General features: G+C 63.0%; 20 protein-coding genes and 1 pseudogene. 12 read left to right on the top strand and 9 right to left on the bottom strand.

Annotation, left to right across the window (positions count from 1 at the left end; all coding sequences use genetic code 11):
* Positions 1–24: 24 nt before the first annotated feature.
* The gene (locus tag LWE61_RS11840) at positions 25–1104 is read left to right on the top strand and encodes an AI-2E family transporter (RefSeq protein ID WP_234150275.1); all 1080 of its coding nucleotides are present in this window, start codon (positions 25–27) and stop codon (positions 1102–1104) included.
* A 197-nt stretch (positions 1105–1301) separates the two neighbouring features.
* Positions 1302–1889 (top strand): opacity protein, encoded by a 588-nt coding sequence (locus LWE61_RS11845; protein WP_234150276.1) that lies wholly within the window; start codon positions 1302–1304, stop codon positions 1887–1889.
* Positions 1890–2072: 183 nt separating this feature from the next.
* Here the strand turns inward: LWE61_RS11845 and LWE61_RS11850 are convergent, their stop codons facing one another.
* Complete coding sequence (locus LWE61_RS11850) at positions 2073–2258, bottom strand: hypothetical protein (protein WP_234150277.1); 186 nt, start codon at positions 2256–2258, stop codon at positions 2073–2075.
* A gap of 140 nt (positions 2259–2398) precedes the next feature.
* Between LWE61_RS11850 and LWE61_RS11855 the strand changes: the two genes are divergently transcribed.
* Complete coding sequence (locus LWE61_RS11855) at positions 2399–3823, top strand: L,D-transpeptidase family protein (protein ID WP_267961699.1); 1425 nt, start codon at positions 2399–2401, stop codon at positions 3821–3823.
* Positions 3824–3835: 12 nt separating this feature from the next.
* Here the strand turns inward: LWE61_RS11855 and LWE61_RS11860 are convergent, their stop codons facing one another.
* Entirely contained in the window at positions 3836–4378 is a 543-nt protein-coding gene (locus LWE61_RS11860) for a YcbK family protein (protein WP_234150279.1), read from the bottom strand.
* Between the two features lie 86 nt (positions 4379–4464).
* Between LWE61_RS11860 and LWE61_RS11865 the strand changes: the two genes are divergently transcribed.
* A complete protein-coding gene (locus LWE61_RS11865; RefSeq protein WP_234150280.1) occupies positions 4465–5502 on the top strand; it encodes a L,D-transpeptidase family protein in 1038 nt (345 codons plus the stop codon).
* Between the two features lie 15 nt (positions 5503–5517).
* Positions 5518–6381 (top strand): formate/nitrite transporter family protein, encoded by an 864-nt coding sequence (locus tag LWE61_RS11870; RefSeq protein ID WP_234150281.1) that lies wholly within the window; start codon positions 5518–5520, stop codon positions 6379–6381.
* 88 nt (positions 6382–6469) lie between these two features.
* Here the strand turns inward: LWE61_RS11870 and LWE61_RS11875 are convergent, their stop codons facing one another.
* A complete protein-coding gene (locus tag LWE61_RS11875; RefSeq protein ID WP_234150282.1) occupies positions 6470–7294 on the bottom strand; it encodes a transporter in 825 nt (274 codons plus the stop codon).
* A 114-nt stretch (positions 7295–7408) separates the two neighbouring features.
* Here LWE61_RS11875 and LWE61_RS11880 point away from each other — a divergent pair, with 114 nt between their 5' ends.
* Together LWE61_RS11880 and LWE61_RS11885 are read left to right on the top strand one after the other, a co-directional pair.
* Positions 7409–7843, top strand: a complete 435-nt coding sequence (locus LWE61_RS11880; protein WP_234150283.1) for a hypothetical protein — start codon at positions 7409–7411, stop codon at positions 7841–7843.
* A complete protein-coding gene (locus LWE61_RS11885) occupies positions 7840–8793 on the top strand; it encodes a cation transporter (RefSeq protein WP_234150284.1) in 954 nt (317 codons plus the stop codon). Before LWE61_RS11880 ends, LWE61_RS11885 begins: the two co-directional genes overlap by 4 nt.
* Here LWE61_RS11885 and LWE61_RS11890 read toward each other — a convergent pair.
* Positions 8790–9737, bottom strand: coding sequence for a cation diffusion facilitator family transporter (locus LWE61_RS11890; RefSeq protein WP_407696228.1), 948 nt, complete (start codon positions 9735–9737; stop codon positions 8790–8792). The two genes, LWE61_RS11885 and LWE61_RS11890, sit on opposite strands and share 4 nt — an antisense overlap.
* Positions 9738–9742: 5 nt before the next feature.
* Positions 9743–10351 carry a flavodoxin family protein gene (locus LWE61_RS11895; protein ID WP_234150286.1) on the bottom strand — a complete coding sequence of 203 codons (609 nt, stop codon included), beginning with the start codon at positions 10349–10351 and terminating at the stop codon, positions 9743–9745.
* A 108-nt stretch (positions 10352–10459) separates the two neighbouring features.
* On the opposite strand from LWE61_RS11895, the gene LWE61_RS11900 reads away from it, so the two are divergent.
* Complete coding sequence (locus LWE61_RS11900) at positions 10460–11311, top strand: SDR family oxidoreductase (RefSeq protein WP_234150287.1); 852 nt, start codon at positions 10460–10462, stop codon at positions 11309–11311.
* Positions 11312–11328: 17 nt separating this feature from the next.
* On the opposite strand, the gene LWE61_RS11905 is transcribed toward LWE61_RS11900, so the two are convergent.
* The gene (locus LWE61_RS11905; protein WP_234150288.1) at positions 11329–12222 is read right to left on the bottom strand and encodes an exonuclease domain-containing protein; all 894 of its coding nucleotides are present in this window, start codon (positions 12220–12222) and stop codon (positions 11329–11331) included.
* Between the two features lie 109 nt (positions 12223–12331).
* On the opposite strand from LWE61_RS11905, the pseudogene ku reads away from it, so the two are divergent.
* A pseudogene (gene ku / locus LWE61_RS11910) lies at positions 12332–12817 on the top strand (non-homologous end joining protein Ku); the annotation flags it as partial.
* A gap of 119 nt (positions 12818–12936) precedes the next feature.
* Here the strand turns inward: ku and LWE61_RS11915 are convergent.
* Together LWE61_RS11915 and LWE61_RS11920 are read right to left on the bottom strand one after the other, a co-directional pair.
* Positions 12937–13377, bottom strand: coding sequence for a PA2169 family four-helix-bundle protein (locus LWE61_RS11915; RefSeq protein WP_234150289.1), 441 nt, complete (start codon positions 13375–13377; stop codon positions 12937–12939).
* Between the two features lie 115 nt (positions 13378–13492).
* Positions 13493–15781, bottom strand: coding sequence for an FdhF/YdeP family oxidoreductase (locus tag LWE61_RS11920; RefSeq protein WP_234150290.1), 2289 nt, complete (start codon positions 15779–15781; stop codon positions 13493–13495).
* A 162-nt stretch (positions 15782–15943) separates the two neighbouring features.
* Here LWE61_RS11920 and LWE61_RS11925 point away from each other — a divergent pair, with 162 nt between their 5' ends.
* Positions 15944–17047, top strand: coding sequence for a catalase family protein (locus LWE61_RS11925; RefSeq protein WP_234150291.1), 1104 nt, complete (start codon positions 15944–15946; stop codon positions 17045–17047).
* Here the strand turns inward: LWE61_RS11925 and fdhD are convergent.
* Complete coding sequence (gene fdhD / locus LWE61_RS11930) at positions 17026–17865, bottom strand: formate dehydrogenase accessory sulfurtransferase FdhD (RefSeq protein ID WP_234150292.1); 840 nt, start codon at positions 17863–17865, stop codon at positions 17026–17028. The two genes, LWE61_RS11925 and fdhD, sit on opposite strands and share 22 nt — an antisense overlap.
* Positions 17866–18091: 226 nt before the next feature.
* On the opposite strand from fdhD, the gene LWE61_RS11935 reads away from it, so the two are divergent.
* Both LWE61_RS11935 and LWE61_RS20795 read left to right on the top strand, forming a co-directional pair.
* Positions 18092–18799: an SHOCT domain-containing protein gene (locus LWE61_RS11935; RefSeq protein WP_234150293.1), complete on the top strand. Its 708-nt coding sequence runs from the start codon at positions 18092–18094 to the stop codon at positions 18797–18799.
* A 493-nt stretch (positions 18800–19292) separates the two neighbouring features.
* Complete coding sequence (locus tag LWE61_RS20795; RefSeq protein WP_326490637.1) at positions 19293–19841, top strand: cytochrome c oxidase subunit II; 549 nt, start codon at positions 19293–19295, stop codon at positions 19839–19841.
* The last annotated feature ends 20 nt before the right edge of the window (positions 19842–19861 follow it).

Raw genomic sequence — 19861 nt, forward strand, 5'->3', positions numbered from 1 at the left:
TAACGCGCACAAGACGAGGGCGAATTGGCACTGAATAAAGCACATGTCGAAAATGGCGGCCTGATCCTGTTTCTGGCCGCCGCCACCATTGCCCTCGCCCTTGTGGTGTCCAGTTTCGCTGGTGCGCTCCTGTGGGCCGCTCTGGCGGCACTGCTGTTCCAACCGCTTTTCCAGCGCCTCCTGCGCCGCTGGCCGGGGCATCGTAACAGCGCGGTGGCCATCACCCTGTTGATCATCACTTTTGCGGTGGTGGTGCCCGCCTTCATTCTCGCCACGCTGATCGTGGATCAGGCGGCGGGCGTCTATGAGCAGCTGCGCAGCGGCCAGATCAACTTCGCGACCTATTTCCGCCGGGTGCATGACGCACTGCCATGGCGGATACAGGGCTTTCTCGACAATTCGGGACTCGACACGTTCGAGCGAGCGCAGCGCCGGGTGACGGAGGTGGTGAGCAACAGCGTCAACATGATCGCGGGGCAGGCACTGGCCATCGGCAGGAACACGGCGTCTTTCCTGCTTGCCTTCGGTGTAGGCCTCTATGTCACCTTCTTCCTGCTGCGCGATGGCGAGCATATCGGTCCGGCACTGGTCCGCGCCCTGCCGCTGGAACGGCGGGTGGCGGAGAATCTGGCGGAACGCTTCGTCGCCGTGGTGCGCGCGACGATCAAGGGGTCGGGCATCGTGGCGCTGGCGCAGGGGGCCCTGGGCGGCCTGACCTTCTGGGCGGTGGGACTGCCGGCCGCGATATTGTGGGGATCGCTGATGGCCATCGCGGCGCTTCTGCCCGCCATCGGCCCGGCCATCGTGTGGATTCCCGTGACCGCCTATCTGCTGGCGACCGGCGCGATCTGGCAGGCCATCGTCGTCGTCCTGTCCGGCGTACTGCTGATCGGGCTTGCCGACAATGTGCTGCGGCCGATCCTCGTGGGACGCGACACCGGGATTCCCGACTGGCTGGTGCTCGTTACGACGCTGGGCGGGATCGAGGTCTTTGGCCTCAGCGGCATCGTGCTCGGTCCGGTCATCGCGGCCTTGTTTCTGGCGGGGTGGCAGATTCTGACCGAGGAACGGGAAGCCGGGATGAGAATCCAGCCTCTGTCCTGACCCACCCCATATTGTGACTAATAAGACACAGTACGGGACTTCGTTACAACTCCCCCCGATTTTCACAGCGGCGTCGGGATCGAACATCGCGTGCGGCCGTTAAGCCTGCCCATGCCGACCACCCTTACAGGTGGTCGACATGCGAAAAGCGCCAGAAAAATCACGCGCATTCGCATCGCACATATCAGGAGAATAGAGTGAAGAAGCTTTTGGCTTTGGCAGCCACGCTTGCCATCCTCGCGCCCGCAACCGGTTGGGCGCAGGACACGACCACCAGCAACCTGCCGGACGACGCCGCGCGCGCACCCGACGGCACCCGCGCCTTCGGCATAGAACCCTATGTGGGCATCCTCGGCGGCTATCACAGTTTCGACCGCAACAGCGAGTTCGGTTCCTCGCCCACACGCGGCCGCTTCGACGGTGCGCTGGTCAGCGGCATTGCGGGCGTCAACATCCCGCTCGGCCCCGTCGTCGCCGGTGTAGAGGGCAACGCGACGAAGGGCTTTGGCGACATCGACTGGGAATATGGCGTAAAGGGCCGCGTCGGCGCACGCGCCGGTGAAAGCGGCATGGTTTTCGCCAGCATGGGTTATCAGTGGGTCAATGGCCGCCGCGGCTTTGGCGACCGTGACGACTGGATCTATGGTCTGGGTGTCGAGGTCGGTCCCAAGGACATCGGTCTTGGCGGCATTACCGGCAACAGCGGCGTGCGCCTGCGCCTCGAAGTGCAGACCTTCGATTTCAACAGCATCCGTCCGATGGGCGGCGCTGTCTTCCACTTCTGATGATCGGCGGGCGGGGCCGGACGGTCCCGCCGCCTGTGGAGTTTTTCGAGACTTGCTCACTCGCCTCATGGCCTCAACGAGGGTGAGCAGGCAACGAGGCCCCGCTATGGACTGCATCCGGCGGGGCCTCGTTCAATTCTACCGGAACTCTGCGATGCCGCGCAACGCACCGCCTCGCCGGGGTCAAAGGGAATGCTTAAAAGCATCTCCCTCGTCATTCCCTGCGGACCGCTCCAATGCGACCAAGGCCCTCTTAGCGTAAATCGCGGCCAGTGACCTGTGGATCAATTCGGCCTCTGTGCCCACCATCCGTTTCGCCTTCTCATCCTCCTCCTCCAGCCGATGACGCAGATATTCGAAATCACTCATGATGCCTCCACTCGCGGCATCCAAACCGCCATTCCCGTCGGTGGTTCCATTCTATGTTGGCGATCACTTTCGCCCCATCCTCACACTAGTCAGGGCGCCTATAACGGCCTCCCGCGTTGAATGACGACAGGTGCGGGGAGATGCGAGTGCGCAAGATTCTGATCGTCGTTTCGCTTTTGACTTCATCCCTTGCGCTCACAGCCTGCGACATGGGCATGACCGACCGGGCGACAACCGCCCCCGGACAGCCCGAATGGAATGACGCCAACACCCGCGACCTGAACGCCATCATCGCTCGCTGTGCGGAGCATAGTCTCAACCATCTGAATTTCGAGGAAAAGGCCACCGATCCTGCAGCCCTTACCCGGATGGCCCTGCGTTATGCCAACGCTCTGTCACGCGGCGCGACCGACCCTGCGAAACTCTACGAAATCTATACGGTGGCGCGCCCCGCCCCCGACCTCCGACGCGGACTGGCCGACGCCCTCGCCAGCGGCAAGCTCTCCGAATGGCTCGACAGCCTCGCGCCGCAGACCGACAGCTACAGGACGCTCTCCGAAGCCTATCGCAAGCTCATCAATGGCGATGGTGCGCCCAGCACCGCCATCCCCGCGCTGACCGACCCGCTGAAGCCCGGCGCATCCGACCCCCGCATACCTGCCATCGCGCGGCAACTCGTCGCCTCCGACTATCTCGATGCCCGACAGGCCCAGGGCGACCGCTACAGCGATGCGATGGTCGAGGCCGTCAAGCACATGCAGGTGGACTATGGCATCGACCCCGATGGCGAGATCGGCCCGGAGGCCTTCGCAATCCTCAACCTCTCCGACAGCGACCGGGCGCGCGCCATCGCCGTGGCCATGGAGCGGCTGCGCTGGCTCGACCGCACGCCGCCGGGCACGCGGATCGACGTCAATGTCGCGGCGGCCCGGCTCGACTATTGGCGCGACGGCAAGATCGTGGACAGCCGCAAGGTGATCGTCGGTGAGCCGGAGACGGAGCCCCCGCAGCTCGGCTCCCCCATCTTCAGGCTGGTCGCCAACCCGACATGGACGGTGCCTGTCTCCATCGAGAAGAAGGAGATTGCAGGCAAGGACGATGGCTATTTGACGCTTAACAACATGACCCGCAAGAATGGCCGCATCGTGCAACTGCCAGGTCCCAAAAACTCGCTCGGCCTCGTCAAGTTCGACATGACGAACGAGCATCAGATCTACCTACACGACACGCCCGCCAAAACGGTATTTGCAGAGGTTCAACGCCAGCGCAGCCATGGCTGCGTGCGGGTTGACGATGCGCTGGGCTTTGCGGAGATGCTGGCGAGCGATGCGGGCATCCTCGACCAGTGGCACAAGGCGCGGGCCACGGGGAAGGAAACGTTCGTTCACCTGCCCAGAGAAATCCCCGTCCGCCTCCTCTACCGCACAGTGATCTTCGATGGCGACGGACAGCCTATCGTTCGGGCAGATCCCTATGGCTGGAACGACAGGGTCTCGGTCGCGCTCGGCTTCCCGGCAGGCCGGGGATCGCGGATCAAGGCGGCAGGCGGCGACATCGGTCCCTGAAGGACGGTGCCGTCAGCCCTGCCAGTGGCGCACGGCAGCCGTGTCTACATGGACGAAATTATCGCCCGGATAATAGCCGACACCGCCTGCGCGGAGCGACAGGGCCGCCTTGTTCAGATTGGCGAGGCGGACGCCCTTCAAATTAATGTCCACCGCCTTGCCCCGCATATGCTGGCTCTGCGACGCGACGCCGGAACTACGCGCATGCATACGGGCATTGGTCTTGGGCGAGCGATAACCACAGATCAGGGTGAACGGCGCGCGCCTGTCCGCATCGGTGGCGGCGTGTAGCTGGACGAGCGTGTCGAACAACTGCGTGTCCATCCGCGTGACATCACCCGTGCGCCAGTCCCGCAGGAAATGGTTGAGCTCCGCGACACCATCCGCGCGCAGCCCGCCCCCCGAATAGTAGCAGACGTCCGCCCTCTCCCCATTATGGCTGTTGCGCAGAAACAGCCGCCGTTCCGGGATGGCCGCCCACAAGGTCGCCGGAAAAAGCTGCGACGCACCCAAGGCGGCGGCGCCCAGCAGCACCGCGCGTCTATCCATCATCATCTATGTGGCTCGTCCCATTGCGACAGGGAGATAAAAGTCGCACCCGTGCGTTGCTTTATCCTTAATATATGGGATCGCAGGGCCGCATGAAAATACGACTTTTGGCTAACTGTCTGATTTTATCCGCCTTTGGCCTCAACGCCGCCGCTTCCGCCCGTGCGCCTGCTCCCGTTCAGTCTCCATCAGGCCAGTCCCCCTCAGCGGCGATCGAGCGTATTTCTCCCGTGCTGAAGGCGCAGGTCCTGCTGGATCGCGCGGGCTTCGCGCCCGGCGCCCTCGATGGCAGGCAGGGCCATTTTCTGGCGGTGGCGCTGACAGGCTTCCAGCAATCGCGCGGCCTTCCCGCCACCGGCCAGCTGGATGACGCCAGCTGGAGCGCGCTGAACAGGGACTATGCCCCGACACTGGTCCGGATGATCCTGAAGGAGGATGCCCTAGCCGAGAATTTCACGCCAGACATCCCCGGCGACATGATGGCGCAGGCTGCCCTGCCCTACCTCGGCTACCGCAATCTCCTCGAACGGCTGGCCGAACGTTTCCACACGACGCCGCAGATGCTGCTCGCCCTGAACCCGGCTCTTAAAAGCCCGCGCGCTGGAATGGAACTGGTGCTGCCGGGCGTCATCCCGTCCGACCGCGCCTATGCCGAAAGCCTGTCACCGGAGTGGCGCGCGATGCTGGCGACGCTCAATGTCGGCGCGACGCAGCCCGTCGCGGCGAAGATCGTGGTGGTGAAATCGCACAGCGTCCTGAAAGCCTATGACGCACAGGACCGGCTCGTCGCGCAATTTCCGGCCACCATGGGGAGCGAGCATGATCCCCTTCCCATCGGCAACTGGATCGTCAAGGGCACCGCTTTCCTGCCGACCTATCACTACAACCCGGAGCTGTTCTGGGATGCATCGGAGGGGGACAAGAAGGCAGTCCTTCCGCCCGGTCCCAACAACCCCGTCGGCGTCGTGTGGATCGACCTCGACAAGCCCCATTATGGCATCCACGGGACGCCCGAGCCTTCGCGTATCGGGCGGTCGCAAAGCCATGGCTGTATCCGCCTGAGCAACTGGGACGTGGCGCGGCTTGCTCAGATGATCTCACCCCAGACGCCGGTGCTCTTTCGGGAATGATGCAGGAGAGCGACCATGGGTGAGACATCGGAGCCGGACAACAGCGAGCCTGAAGAGGATCTGAGCCGGCAGGAGGCGCGCGACGTCGAGAAACGGCGGGCCGGATCGACGCGGGTCGTGCATGAGGTCGTGCGGCTTCAGGGCGAGGAGGAGTTGAAACGCCCCGCCCTCTCCCTCTTGCTCTCCGCACTGGCGGCGGGTCTCGCCATCAACCTCTCCCTGATGAGCGAACTCTTCCTTCGCCACCATCTTCCCGACAGCGAATGGGCGCCGCTGGTCTATCTGCTAGGCTATCCGGTCGGTTACATCATCGTCATCATGGGGCGCCTTCAGCTCTTCACCGAAAGCACGGTGACGGCGGTCCTGCCGGTCGCCACCCATCCCAGCATCGCCAACATGGGCCGCCTGCTGCGGCTATGGTCGTGCGTCCTCGCCGCCAATCTGGTCGGCGTGACCATCGTGAGTGCGCTGATGGCGGGTGAGGTGGTGCTGTCCGACGAACAGCGGCTCGCCGCCATCGACATCCTCGGCAAGCTGGAGGTGCAGGAGGGGATGAAAACGCTAACGCTGGGCATACCGGCGGGCTTCATCATGGCCGCTCTGGCCTGGATATTGCCCAATGCAAAGGGCAGCGAGTTCTGGGTGATCTGCCTCCTCACCTATGTCATCGGGCTGGGCGGGTTCAGCCATGTCGTGACCGGATCGTCGCAGGCGAGTTTCCTGTGGCTCAGCGGGCGGATCACATTCGCCGAGATGCTGACCGATTTCACACTGCCCGCGCTGGCGGGAAACATCATCGGCGGCACCGGCCTGTTCGCCGTCCTCGCCCATGGGCAGATGCGCAGCGACAGGAACGGTGATGATCCCGACAGCGCCTAGAGCCTTTTCACTATGAGCGAAAAGGCTCCTGTCCTTTGATGCCGGATTTTCCAAGCCGTTGACCGTAAACGGTCAACTTGAAAATACTCTAGAATTTGTGCGCGACGCCGAAGGAGAGTTTGAGGTCCGGTGTATCCCGGTTCAGCCCCGCAACCGCCTGCACATCGAACTGGGTCATCTTGCCCGCACGAACATCGAGTGAGAGGGACGCCGTGCTGAGCGTCACGGCCCCCTGCGGATCATCATCGCGGATGAACTGCACTTCCGGCGACAGGCGGAGAGTTTCGGTCAGATGGACCTGCACGGCCGCCGCCGCACCATAGGCAAGATGCCGCCCCCTGCCACCCTCGTTCACCGCCGCATCGGCCTCCGGGGACAAAGCGAAAGAGAGGGTGTCATTCACCTTGTAGCTCAAGGGCATAATCAGTCCCGCACTCCAGTCTCCCTCCCCCACATCCTGCCTGCCGGTAGGCAGCGTGACATAGGTGAGGACCGCCATCGCCAGTCCTGTCTTGCCTTCGGCGGGATGGCGCAGATTCTGTTTGAGACCGATGGTGACGTCACCTCCGCCCTGCACCGTCCGGACCGAGCCATCTGTCCTGTCCAGCGTCCTGACATGGCCATAGGCGATCCCGCCGATCTGCAATTCGGTCGTCTTGCCGAGGCCATAGCGGATGAGGATATCGCCGGCTTCTATCCTGTCCTCGCGCTCATCGCTGTTTCTGTCGAGGGTCCAGTTGCCGAAACCCAGTTCGACCTGAACATGGCCGGGATCGACGGTGCAGGCTGCGGTCGTGAGGCCCGGACGCTCGCTGCATAACTCGCGGAGATGCGGCGAAGGCGCGGTCTGCGGCCCCTGTGCCCATACCGGCGTCGCGACCAGCGCCATAGCGCCCAATATGATCCCCCTCATATGACCATTTCATTTCCCAACCACATCATTTCTTGTCTCGTTGCGAGAACGTGGCAGGCGCGTGTGCGTTCCGCGCCGAAACCGGGGCATCTGTACGCCTGTTACGCGCTTGTAATGAGATACCTTCCCGCTCTCGCGCTCACCCTATTGGCAGGCTGCAACAGTCTTCCCCGCGATCCCGACGGCACGCTCGACCGCATCCGGCAGCAGCATCGCCTGACGGTGGGGTGGGTGGACGGCGCCTCCCCTCCTCCAGTGGTCCGCCGCTTTCTCGAAGAAGTGGCGCGCGATACCCATGCCGCCATCATCCTCCGGTCGGGGGCTGCCGAACCCTTGCTCGCGCAGGTGCGCGACGGACAGATCGACCTGCTCATTGGCCCATTCGAGAAAGACAGCCCATGGGCGGGCGACGTCGCCTTCGGCCCGCCGCTCGCACGCGGCGCGGGGGAGATTGAGATCAAGGCGGCAGCGCGCAATGGCGAGAATCGCTGGATCATGCTGGCCGAGCGTGCCGCCCGAACAGTATCGCAGGAGGCGCGGGCGGAATGAGCGACAACAGCCTTCCCGACGAACTGGCCGCCACGATGCGCAAGGCGATCCGGCTGGAATATTGGAACCTGTTCTGGACCGCCACGATCATCGTAACCATGGGCCTCGTCCTCGGCCAGAGCCAAACCATGAAGACGGCTTGGGTCGAGGATACGCTCGGCGTCGTACCGCCGATCATGTTCGTGATCGCAGCCCATATGGAGCTGCGCGGCACGCGATCGGCACATTTCCCCTTCGGTTTCGAGCGGGTGAATGGCCTTGGCTTTTTTGTGGCGGCGGTTGCGTTGACGGCGGTTGGGGCGCTGCTCCTCTATAATGCGATCATGTCCCTCATAGCGACCGAGCATGCAACAGTGGGGTCCATTGTGCTATTCGGACAGCATATCTGGCTGGGCTGGCTGATGATCGCGGCGCAGATTTACTCGCTCATCCCGCCCCTGTTCATCGGTCGTAAGGAACTACCGCTGGCGGAAGAGTTGAACGACAAGCTGCTGCACACCGACGCGCTCATGAACAAGGCGAACTGGCTGACGGGCGCTGCGGGACTTGCAGGCATCATCGGTCTGGGCCTGGGCTGGTGGTGGGCGGATGCGCTGGCGGCTGCCATCATCTCGGTCGCTGTCATCAATGATGGCGTCAAGGCGCTGCGCTCCTCGACTGCCGAACTGGTGGACGGCGCGCCCAGAGCCTTGTCGCAACCAGCGTTGTCGGAGGATGCACAGGCCCTGTGCGAGCATTTGCAGGCGGAGTTTCCCGGCACCACCGTACGGCTGCGTGAGACGGGTCGTCTCATCCGTGCGGAGGTTCATGGCGCGCATTCGCCGCAGGACTGGCAGCATCCGCGCCGTTATTGGCCCAGCGAAAAAGAGCGTGCATGGCGACTGGCGCAAGTGAGTTTCGTGCCGCCGGTGGAAGCGGTCGCTGAGCTGCTTTCTGATTCCAAGCCCTAGAACGGCTTGGCCTGCCGTACGGCATCCGCCTGCTTCTCAGGGCGGATATAGATGGAGGTGAGTGCGGGCAGCCGCGCCTTCATCTCGCGCTCAATACCTTCGATTAGGCTCTCCGCGTCGCCCATGAGCAGGTCATCGGCGAAGTCGGCACTGATCGCCACGAACACTGCATCGGGCGCCGTATGGATGGTGCGCACATGATTGACCGCGCTGATCTGTGGCCGTTCGTCGAGTATCGACCAGAGTGTCGCGATAAGGGCAGAATCCGCACTCTCACCGATCAGCAACCCCTTGGCTTCGCGTGCGAGCAAAACTGCGACGGCGGCGAGGATCAGGCCGATGGCGATGGAGGCCATGCCGTCGATACGGGGATCGGAATAATGATGGCTGGCCCAGACACCCAGCCCCGCGATTCCGAGGCCGACCAGCGCCGCGCTATCCTCGAACAGGATGATGAAACCGGCCGGATCCTTGGACCGGCGGATCGATTGCCACCAGCCACTCGCGCCACGCTGGCCGTTGAACGCGCGGACAGCAATTGCCCATGAACTGCCCTCCAGAAGAACGGCGATGCCCAGGACGACATAGTTGATGGTCGGATCGCGCAAAGGCTCCGGATCGGCAATGTGCAGCCAGCCTTCATAGATGGAGACACCTGCCCCTACGGCGAAAATCAGAATCGCGACGACAAACGCCCAAAAATACAGCTCACGTCCATAGCCAAAGGGATGGGTTGCATCCGACGGGCGCTTTGACTTCGACTGACCATAGAGCAACAATATCTGGTTCCCGCTGTCGACCAGTGAATGCACGCCCTCCGTCAGCATGGAAGACGAGCCGGAGATGGCGGCCGCCGCGAATTTCGCGATGGCGATCCCAATGTTGGCAAGCAACGCGCCATAGAGGACGATATTCTCGCGAAAGCCGCCCTGTTTTTCCGTCACGCCGCTCAACCGGGATAGGGGCTGGACTGGAGCAGGCCCGCCAGATGCGCGGCATTGCCTGCAACCATATTGGCGGTCTTCGTCACCATTCGGGGCATATTCTTCAAATCCTTGAAATCGGTCGATCCCATCGCCTCCCCCACCCAATAGCAGGCCGCCACCGCCGGGATCGTCCAGCCCACATCGTTCAGCGCCTGAAAAAGCTGGGCGGAGCAGAAATGCGCGCCATCCTCATTGCCCACGATCGCAGCCACCGCGACCTTGCCATAGCTCGGCATCCGCCCCTCCTCGTCCGTCTCGTCGAGAAAGGCGTCCATCCTCTCCAGCACGCGCTTGGCAACCGAACTGATCTGACCCATCCAGATCGGCCCGCCAAAGATCATAATGTCATGAGCGAGGATTTTTGCGCGAAGTGCTGGCCATTCGTCGCCATCTCCTTCATCGGATGAGACGCCCGGCCTGATGTCGAGCGCCGCGACCCTGACCGTTTCGCTCACTGTCACCCCTCTGGCGCCAAAGGCTTTTTCCAGCACCGCGATCATGGCGTCGGTTGAACTTTCCTCGCTGGCGTCAGCCCTGAGGGTGCAATTGAGGGCAAGCGCCTTGAGCGGCATCTAGCATCTCCCGGTAGTTTCGGCTGCCGCAAGAATGCGATCATCCGTTCGTCCCATGGAAAACTCTCTGCGCGCCAATGGGTTCTAGCAAGCGAAGGAGATTATGCGATGACCGAGACCATCGAGAGAATCCATGAAGACGCACTGCCCGGTCATGAGAGCAGCCTCTCACCCAAACCGGAGTGGCAACCGCGCTACAAGGGGTCGGATCGGCTGGTGGGCAAGGTCGCGATCATCACCGGCGCCGACAGCGGTATCGGGCGGGCAGTGGCAGCCCTCTATGCCCGTGAAGGGGCCGACATCGCCATTGTCTATCTACTGGAAGATGATGATGCGGCCGAGACGAAGCGGATCGTCGAGGCGGAGGGTCGCAAGGCAATCATCATCCGTGGCGACGTCGGCGAGCGTCAATTCTCGGACGACATCGTCACGCAGACGCTGAAGGCGTTCGGCAAGATCGACATCATCGTCAACAATGCCGGCGAACAGCACCCCGACAAAGACATCATCGATATCAGCGAGGAACAGCTCCGCCGAACCTTCCAGACGAATATCTTCGGCATGTTCTTTCTCGTGCAGGCCGCACGGCCCCACCTCAAGGCTGGCGCCGCCATCGTCAACTGCACCAGCGTCACCATGTATCAGGGCAGTTCCGAATTGCTCGACTATAGCGCCACCAAGGGCGCCATCACCGCCTTTACCCGGTCGCTGTCGGAGAATCTGGTGGGCGACGGCATCCGTGTGAACGCCGTCGCGCCCGGTCCGATCTGGACGCCGCTCAATCCGTGCGGCGGCGCCAGCCCGGAGAAGCTCGAACATTTTGGCGAAAACACCCCCATGGGCAGGCCCGGCCAGCCCAATGAGGTGGCGCCCGCCTTTCTATTTCTCGCCTGCGATGACGCGAGCTACATGTCTGGGCAAGTACTGCATCCCAATGGCGGGACGATCGTGAACGGATAAACACCTATGTCTGCCCGTTAAGGCCGGACTGAGGTCGGGTGGAGAAACAACGTCGCGCGCAAGCTTTCCTCGGTCAGGATCAGCAACGGCTTGCCCGCGACGATCATAGCCTCGGCCTTGCGATAGGGCGCGCTGGTTGACACCCAGCGACCATAGGGTTGCCGGGTCGCGACGATCAGCATGGTGGTCTTGAGGCCGACCGAGGACACGACCTGACCGCCTGCCCCGGCAATGACATGCGCCAGCCTGCCGTCCCGCGCTTCCCCCAGGATCGCGACACGCTCGCCCTTCAACGGTCCCGATGCGGCCGCTGGCGGGACGGCGGACTGGCCGGCCGTCGCCATCCAGCCCGCCAGATCAATGCCGGTATGCTCGATAGCCTTGAGGATAACCATTCCTGCTGCCCGCGCATCGCTCAGCGCATCATGATGGCGATGCTTCAGCCCCAGGAAGCGGGCGAGGACATTCAGCCTGTGGCTGGGAAGGTCGGGCCATGCCTGCTTCGCCACGCGCACGCTGTCGAGCCACCGCGCCTCGATCGTCGCGCGGTCGACTGTTCGGCAGGCCGCCGCCAGCGCACCTTTGTCGAAGGCAGAATGGGCGACGGTGATCCGTCCGCCGAGATGCTGCGAAACCACATCGCCAATATCATCGTAGGTCGGCTGGCCGATGACATGGTCAACGGTGATGCCGTGGATGCCGATGTTGAAGGCGGAAAATTCGTCTCGTGGGTCTACGAGCGTCTCATAGGCAAAAACCTCCAGACCGTCCCTGAACCCCACGATGCCGATCTGGCAAATGCTGCTGACGCGCGCGCAGGCCGTCTCGACATCGACCACCACGAAGTCGGGTTCGTCATGGTCGGGCCGCTTGGCATCGGACGCGTCTGCTACGGGAGGCGAAGAGGTCATGGCCGCAATATAGTCATGCTTTGTCTTCTGTGGAGACGGTCCACCATGAGAAGCATGAACGCGGCCGAACCCAGCTCCCCTCCGCACGCTGATAGGGCGGAGGTCGCTCATGCCCGCACGCGCTTATTGGCAGGGCCAGATCAAACTGGCGCTGGTGTCCATCCCGGTGGAGGTTTACCCCGCCACAAAGTCGGGCGCGGCGGTCAGCTTCCGCCAGATCCATGAGCCGACCGGCAAGCCCATCCATTATGAGAAGGTCGTGACCGGCGTCGGCCCCGTGGACCCGGAGGAAATCCTTAAGGGTTTTGAACTTTCCAAGGGCAATTATGTGCTGCTGGAACAGGATGAGATAGAGGCAGTGAAGATCGAGAGCCGCAAGACGCTCGACCTCGTGCAATTCGTCGAGGCCGATGCGATCGATGTGCTTTATTATGAAAAGCCCTATTTCGTGGTTCCCGCCGACGATCTGGCGGAAGAGGCCTATGCCGTACTGCGCGACGCGCTGCGCCAGACGAAGAAGGTCGGGCTGGGCCAGCTCTCCGTACGCGGGCGCGAGCAGCTTGTCTCGCTGAAACCCTGTGGACGGGGACTGGTCGAGACCAGAAGCCAAGCCCTACCGGGAAGTCTTCGGCAAATGTGCCGGTGCTGCCATCAAGCCTTAAGAGGCCAGCGGCTACAGGTCGGGAGTGGACGAGGTTACCCCCGCCAACATCGTCAGTCTCGCAGCGAATGCTTGAGGTCGCGCATTTCGTTATGACCTTCCTTGACCGATGCATAGGCGGTTTCGATCAGCGAACGAACGGCGGGAGACAGTTCGCGGTCCTCCAACGCATCCTCGAATTTCGCCTTGATATGATCCTCGCCGGCTTCGACCTCGTTGATGATCGCCTTGTCGTCATGGTGCGTCATTACGGCCTTGAGATTGATGAACAGGCAATGGACACCGCCCGCGATCTTGCCCTCGTCCTCGGGCTGCCGCCGAGCGTCGCGACCTGTTGCTGAAGCCTGGTGGCGCTCGCTCGCCCGCAACGGGAACATCGCCCCATGGCTACCGGTTTCGCTTTCCTTTGCTGCCTCGGTGTAACTTTTCACGCTATCCAGCGTGGCGGAGACGAGGCCGTTGAGGATAGAGATGTCGTGACCGGTCTCGGACATGGTCGTTCCTGTCATTCTGAAAAGGGGAGCCGTCAGAAGCGACAGCACCCCAACGACGCGCGAGCGCGAAAGTCTTACGGAACCTGTCTTTTCCCTAAAGACATCGCGCTTTTCCTCATAGGCGGATTTTGACCGGTATCGATTTGGCGGCGGGAACATGGCTCTGCTCGGCATGATGCTCGACGGGGATGAGAATATTGGCCTCGGGATAATAGGCGCCCAGACAGCCTTTCGGGATGGCGTAGCGTGTCACGATCAACCCCTCGCGCCGCCGCGCGATGCCGTCCTCGGCATCACTTTCCAGCGCCACCACCTGCCCCTCCACAATGCCCGCCTGCGTCATGTCCTCCTCGTTCATGAACAGCACGTCACGGGTGCCCTTCACGCCGCGAAAGCGGTCATGATAGCCGTAGATCGTGGTGTTGAACTGATCGTTGGAGCGAAGCGTCATCAGACGGTAGCGCCCCTGCACATCGCCGAAGCCAGTGGCGGACAACGCGGCGGGCGGGAAAAATTCCGCCTTACCGCTGGGCGTCTGCCAGATGCGTTCGCTCGCCTTGTTGCCCTTCCAGAAGCCGCCAGGGGTAAACAGCCTCCTGTTGAAGTCCGGAAAAATGGCCGGATAGGTTTCCTCGATCGCATCGCGGATCAGGCTATAGTCGCCGACCCATGCGTCCCAGTCGATTTTTGGATTGGGCGGCAGCATCTGCTTGGCGATGCCCGCGACGATGGCGGGTTCGGACAGGAGGTGCGGACTGGCGGGGGATGCCTTGCCGCGCGAACCGTGGATGCAACTGGTCGAGTCCTCGACAGAGACGGCCTGCGGCCCCGTGGCCTGCATGTCCTGCTCGATGCGGCCAAGGCAGGGGAGCAGATAGCTGACCCTGCCGGGAAAGAGATGGTTGCGATTGAGCTTGGTCGCGATTTGGACCGAGAGGTCGAGGTTGGGCCAGGCGGCTTCCATCGGCCCGGTTTCCGGGACGGCGCGCAGGAAGTTTCCGCCCAGCGAGACGAAGGCGCGTACCGATCCGTCGATGATGCCGCGGCAGGTTTCGACCGTGTCCAAACCCTTTTCGCTCGGGGGTTTGAAGCCATATTGCATACCAAGTTTACCAACCGGAACGAGTTCCGTCTTCTCGGTAATTCCAACAGTCCGCTGCCCCTGAACATTGGAGTGACCTCTCACGGGTGTTGGACCAGCACCGGGACGTCCAATATTACCACGCAATAACAGTAGGTTGACAACCATCCGCACATTGTCAACGCCGCGCACATGCTGGGTCAGTCCCATCCCATATATCGCCATCACCGCCTTGGACCTCGCATAGACGGCCGCGGCGTCCTTCAAAGCATCCCGCGAAAGGCCCGTTTCGCGCTCGATCTCATCCCAATCGGCGGCACGCACAGCATCGGCGAAGGGCGCGAAGTCATGGGTATGCTCCGCGATGAACGCATGATCGAGGACAGGTGCCTCCCCCGCCGCCAGCGCCGCATCGTCCCATAGCAGCAGCCACTTCGCGATGCCGGTCATCGCCGCCAGATCGCTGCCTACCCTGAGCTGATGATATTGGGTCGAGATGCCCGTCTCCCCCAGGGTCACCATCTCCACCGGATTTTGCGGATCGGTAAAGCGTTCCAGCCCGCGCTCGCGGAGCGGGTTGAACGTGACGATCTCCACGCCTCTTTTCCGGCACGCGCGAAGGTCGTGCAGCATACGCGGCGCGTTGGAGCCGACATTCTGGCCGAAGAAGAAAATCGCGTCGCAATGATCGAAATCCTCCAGCTGCGTGGTCCCCACCGGCACACCGATGGCCGCCTTCAGGCCCACGGAGGTCGACTCATGGCACATATTGCTGCTGTCAGGCAGGTTCTGGCAGCCGTACAGCCGCGCCATCAGGCCATACATGTAAGACGCTTCGAGGCTGGCACGCCCCGACGCATAGAAGACCACCGACCTGGGATCGAGCGGGCGCAGCACAGCCCCGATGTCCGCAAAGACTTCGTCCCACGCCACCGCGACATATTTGTCCGTGGCCGGGTCATATCGCAAAGGGTGCGTCAGGCGGCCATGCTGTTCGAGGTCATAATCCTTCCACCCGCGAAGCTCGGTCAGGCTGTGCTGTGCAAAAAATTCCGGCGTGGTGCGCAGGCTGGTAAGTTCCCATGCCGTCGCCTTGGCCCCCTCCTCGCAAAATTCTGCAGGATGATGGTCAGCGGGCTTTGGCCACGCACAACTGACGCAGGCAAAGCCCTCCGGCTTGTTCTGGCGGGCCAGTTCACGAAACGCCTCTGGCGGGACCCTCTCGCGCGGCAATATCTCCGCCAGCGACCGGACCGACCCCCAGCCGCCTGCAGGTCCTGCAAAGGGCTTGATGACCGGATCGTCAGATTTCTGCCTGCCCATGCTCGTGCTCCCTGTCGTGCCGTAACGTCGTGGCCGTAACGTCGTGGCCGTAACGTCGTGGCCGTAACGTCGTGGCCGTAACGGCAGGAACGGATCGCGAAGCGGATTGGTTCAGAGCTGAAGACGACCCGCCTATTCCTCGTCGTCGTTGAGGAGACCATGATGGCCAATCCTGTACCCTACACGCCCGATATGGAGACCGTCGAACCGGACGAGGCCGAAACCGTGCGCGGTCTGGAGGAACAGTTTCGCATCATCCTGGAGACGACATCGCAGGATTATGGCCATGCGGTGCGATCCGTCCATGCCAAGGGTCATGGCATCGCGCGCGGCACGCTTACTGTCGCGGACGGGTTGCCGCCGGAACTGGCGCAGGGGCTGTTCGCGACGCCGGGTCGCTACGAGGCGATCCTGCGCATTTCCACCAATGCGGGCGACATCTTGGACGACAGCGTCCGCCTGTCGAGGGGCGTGGCGCTGAAAATCCTCGGCGTGGAGGGCGAGCGGCTGCCGGAATCGGAAGGCGACGGAACGCAGGATTTCCTGATGGTCAACGGTCCTGCCTTCCCTGCGCCGACGCCGGAAAAGTTCCTCGCCAACCTGAAGCTGCTAGCCCGGACGACCGACAAGGCAGAGGGTGCGAAGAAGGCGCTGTCCGCCGTACTGCGCACGTTCGAGGCCGCGCTGGAAGCCGTCGGCAGCCAGAGCACAACGCTGGTTTCGCTGGGCGGAGCAAGGCCTGTGCATCCGCTGGGCGCCACCTACTTCAGCCAGACGCCGTTCCGTTACGGCGACTATGTCGCGAAATTCCAGCTCGTGCCCATATCGACGATCAAGGATTATGCCGATGAGACGATCAACGCCACCGGGCGGCCCGACGCCATCAGGGAGAATGTGAACGAGGTGTTGGCGGTTCAGGGCGGCACATGGGAATTGCGCGTGCAGCTCTGCACCGACCTGGAGACCATGCCGGTCGAGGACCCAACGGTCGTCTGGGACGAAGAGGCCAGCCAGTTCCGCACCGTCGCGACTCTAAACGTACCGCCGCAGACGGCGTGGGAAAATGGCGTCAGCGAATCGGTGGAGGACGCGCTGTTCTTCTCACCCTGGCGTGGCCTGGCGGCGCATCGGCCACTGGGCGGCGTAAACCGGGCGCGCAAGGACACCTACCATATGTCCGGCGAATATCGGGCGAAGTTCAATGGATGCCCATTCCACGACATCAGGCAGCTGAGCGAACTGCCTCAGGCAACGGCGGCTGAATAGGGCGGATCGACCGGGCCGGGCACCAACATGGCGTCCGGCCGGGCCAGCACACGCAAATCCAGCCCCGCGGTCTCTGCCCGCCGAAGGGCGAGCGCGGTGCCCGCCGATATGGTGACGAGCATGGGACATCCGCCAAGCACAGCCTTTTCGACCAGTTCATACGAGCAGCGAGAAGACAGGAGGGCGAAACCGCCGTCCCAGCTCATGCCCCCTCGCCGCATCGCGCCGATCAATTTGTCGAACGCATTGTGGCGGCCGACGTCCTCCCGCACCAGCCGGATGACGCCGCGTGCGTCGCAGGCGGCCGCTGCATGCACAGCGCCCGTAGCCCGGTTGAGCGATTGCTTCGCCCGCAAATGGCCGAGCGCAGCAAAGACAGCGGTATGGCTCGCCGCGCTCCGGTTCGCGACGCGGGGTAGTGGGCGCATGGCCTGCTCCAGATTTTCGATGCCGCACAGGCCGCAGCTGCTGTCTGACGTGCGGTGGCGCACCCGGTCGATCAGGGCGGCGGCGACATGGGGCGGCGCCGAGATGCGCATCACGATGCCATTCGCCTGCCGGTGTATATCGACGGACAGAATATCCTGCGGCGCAGTGACGAGGCGCTCGGTCAGGAGGAAACCGTGTGCGAGATCCTCCAGATCGACGGGCGACGCCATGAGTACGGCATAGCCGATGCCGTTGATCTCCATCGCGACGGGCACCTCCTCCGCCACGTCGCGGAAGAGGGGCACGGCCGCGGCATCCGGCGCGATCCTGTCAAAGCGCTTGGACGTGCTGGGACCTGCCGGCAACGGTTCATCATCGACCTCGATCATTGCTGCATTCCCAGCCCCACCAGCCAAACCCAGACAGCAAATGCCGGGCAATGGCGTAAACAGACGATAGCGAAAGTTGATCCATGATGCGCGTGAAGCCCAATCCCCTCATCGTGCGTTGCACCCTCATGGCGAAGGATTTCAGGACGATAACGGATCCGGCCGAGCGGCTCGTCATAGTCCTTATTGTATTGGACTACGTGCGACATCGCCTGAAGAGGATGACATGACAGATTCATCAAATGCATCGAAGCCGGACCTCGCCGCACTGGCGCAGAAAAATGGGGTGAGCGTGGCAGCCGTCGAGGCGGCGCTGGGCGCTCTGCGGAACGGCCATGGTCGCCAGGCGCAGTTCAGCCATCCCGACCTCGGCGGCATGGGGCAATGGTCGCGCGGCGGCATGCTGATGATCGGCGACATGTTCAACGACAGGCTCAAGGCGACGGTGGCTGGCCTGTTCGACGATCTGCTCCCCTACGGCGACGCGCCGCCCGCCAGCGGTGGCGAGGCAGGATCATCGTCAAGATGGCCCGCCAGCCTCGGCCACGCCTCATCGACCGGGTCCCAGAATGGCGTGCATTATGCGGTTTTCCCGGAGACGCGGCGGCTAGCCATAAAGGAGGGCGGCAAGGTCACGCTCTATGACACCGGCCGTCACCGCATCAACGGCGTCAGCCAGCAACAGGGCGGCGGCCGCGTGCTGCACTTTACGGGTCCGGACGGTTCCGTCGCGATCACCGACCTTCCCATTGTCGACGGCGAAGCGGGCGGCGCGGTGGAGCGGGAACGGCCTTCGGACGCACCACCTGCCCCAGCACCAGAGAAGCGGGATGTCGTGGCCGAGATCGGGCGACTACACGAGCTGCTGTCAAAAGGTGCGCTGACGCAAGACGAGTTCGACGCCGCAAAGCGCAGGTTGCTCGACCAGCTTTGACCAGCGCAGGTCCTGCGCCGCCCCCCAGCGAATACCGAACCCTATCTTGTTTCAGGGCAGAAATAATTGAACCGGCCCCCGCCCCATGTGTTGGCCCAAATGTTGGATGGGCAGGCGACGCGAAGGGGGCATGATTGAGAAACGGCTGGCCTCTTCTGGCATGGGCAACGCTGTTGCTGGGCGGTTGCAACCGGCATCAGTCCACCCTCTCCACCTTCGGCGTGTAGGCGCGCGAGATACGGTCCATTGCGATTGTCCTGCTGGTGGGGGCGGTCGTCATCCTTATCTCAGTCGGCGGCCTGTACTGGCGCGCGGTCCATGCGCCGGAGCATAGCCTCGACCATAAGGGCGGCATGCGGATGGTGTTGTGGCTTGGCGCGATCGTGCCAACTATAGTGCTGGCCATCCTCCTGCTGTTCGCGCTGCCCGCGATGCGCCCGCGGCCGGTCGCGGCAGGGGACATGGTCATCCGTGTGGAGGGCGAGCAATTCTGGTGGCGGGTCGCCTATTGGGGCAGGACGGCGCTGCACCGTTCGTCTCCGCCAATGAGGTCCGCATCCCGGTGGGGCGCACAGTGGCGTTCCAGCTCACCGCGACCGACGTGATCCACAGCTTCTGGATACCGGGGCTGGCGGGCAAGATGGACATGATCCCCGGTGGCATCACCACCCTGCCCGTCCGCGCGGAGAAAGCCGGGCGCTATCGCGGTGTGTGCGCGGAATTTTGCGGCCTCAGCCATGCGCTGATGGCGTTCGACGTGATCGCGATGGAGCCGGAGGCGTTCGACGCATGGCTGGCCGAAGCACGGTCTCAGTCGCCAAAGGGCGGGCTGAGCGAGGGAGCGCACCTCTTTGCCGACCATGGCTGCGGGGGCTGCGACAGCCTGAATGGCGGGACGTCCATCGGTCCCGCTCTGGGTGACTTTGCCGGGCGCGGCACGCTGGGCGCAGGGATATTGCCGCCGACGACCGCCCATATCGCCGCCTTCATCCGCGCCCCTCACAAGGCCAAGCCGGGCGTCCGCATGCCCGCCTACCCCTGAGATGCTTCTTGACATGGCAT

It is taken from the genome of Sphingobium sufflavum, assembly GCF_021403115.1.
Lineage (GTDB): Bacteria > Pseudomonadota > Alphaproteobacteria > Sphingomonadales > Sphingomonadaceae > Sphingobium > Sphingobium sufflavum.

Bases quoted from the DNA above. Each gene is read 5' to 3' on its own strand.
- LWE61_RS11850 (WP_234150277.1), bottom strand. From the start codon at position 2,258: ATGAGTGATTTCGAATATCTGCGTCATCGGCTGGAGGAGGAGGATGAG.
- LWE61_RS11855 (WP_267961699.1), top strand. From the start codon at position 2,399: ATGCGAGTGCGCAAGATTCTGATCGTCGTTTCGCTTTTGACTTCATCC.
- LWE61_RS11860 (WP_234150279.1), bottom strand. From the start codon at position 4,378: ATGATGATGGATAGACGCGCGGTGCTGCTGGGCGCCGCCGCCTTGGGT.
- LWE61_RS11865 (WP_234150280.1), top strand. From the start codon at position 4,465: ATGAAAATACGACTTTTGGCTAACTGTCTGATTTTATCCGCCTTTGGC.
- LWE61_RS11870 (WP_234150281.1), top strand. From the start codon at position 5,518: ATGGGTGAGACATCGGAGCCGGACAACAGCGAGCCTGAAGAGGATCTG.
- LWE61_RS11875 (WP_234150282.1), bottom strand. From the start codon at position 7,294: ATGAGGGGGATCATATTGGGCGCTATGGCGCTGGTCGCGACGCCGGTA.
- LWE61_RS11880 (WP_234150283.1), top strand. From the start codon at position 7,409: ATGAGATACCTTCCCGCTCTCGCGCTCACCCTATTGGCAGGCTGCAAC.
- LWE61_RS11885 (WP_234150284.1), top strand. From the start codon at position 7,840: ATGAGCGACAACAGCCTTCCCGACGAACTGGCCGCCACGATGCGCAAG.
- LWE61_RS11895 (WP_234150286.1), bottom strand. From the start codon at position 10,351: ATGCCGCTCAAGGCGCTTGCCCTCAATTGCACCCTCAGGGCTGACGCC.
- LWE61_RS11900 (WP_234150287.1), top strand. From the start codon at position 10,460: ATGACCGAGACCATCGAGAGAATCCATGAAGACGCACTGCCCGGTCAT.
- LWE61_RS11905 (WP_234150288.1), bottom strand. From the start codon at position 12,222: ATGACCTCTTCGCCTCCCGTAGCAGACGCGTCCGATGCCAAGCGGCCC.
- LWE61_RS11915 (WP_234150289.1), bottom strand. From the start codon at position 13,377: ATGTCCGAGACCGGTCACGACATCTCTATCCTCAACGGCCTCGTCTCC.
- LWE61_RS11920 (WP_234150290.1), bottom strand. From the start codon at position 15,781: ATGGGCAGGCAGAAATCTGACGATCCGGTCATCAAGCCCTTTGCAGGA.
- LWE61_RS11925 (WP_234150291.1), top strand. From the start codon at position 15,944: ATGGCCAATCCTGTACCCTACACGCCCGATATGGAGACCGTCGAACCG.
- fdhD (WP_234150292.1), bottom strand. From the start codon at position 17,865: ATGATCGAGGTCGATGATGAACCGTTGCCGGCAGGTCCCAGCACGTCC.
- LWE61_RS11935 (WP_234150293.1), top strand. From the start codon at position 18,092: ATGACAGATTCATCAAATGCATCGAAGCCGGACCTCGCCGCACTGGCG.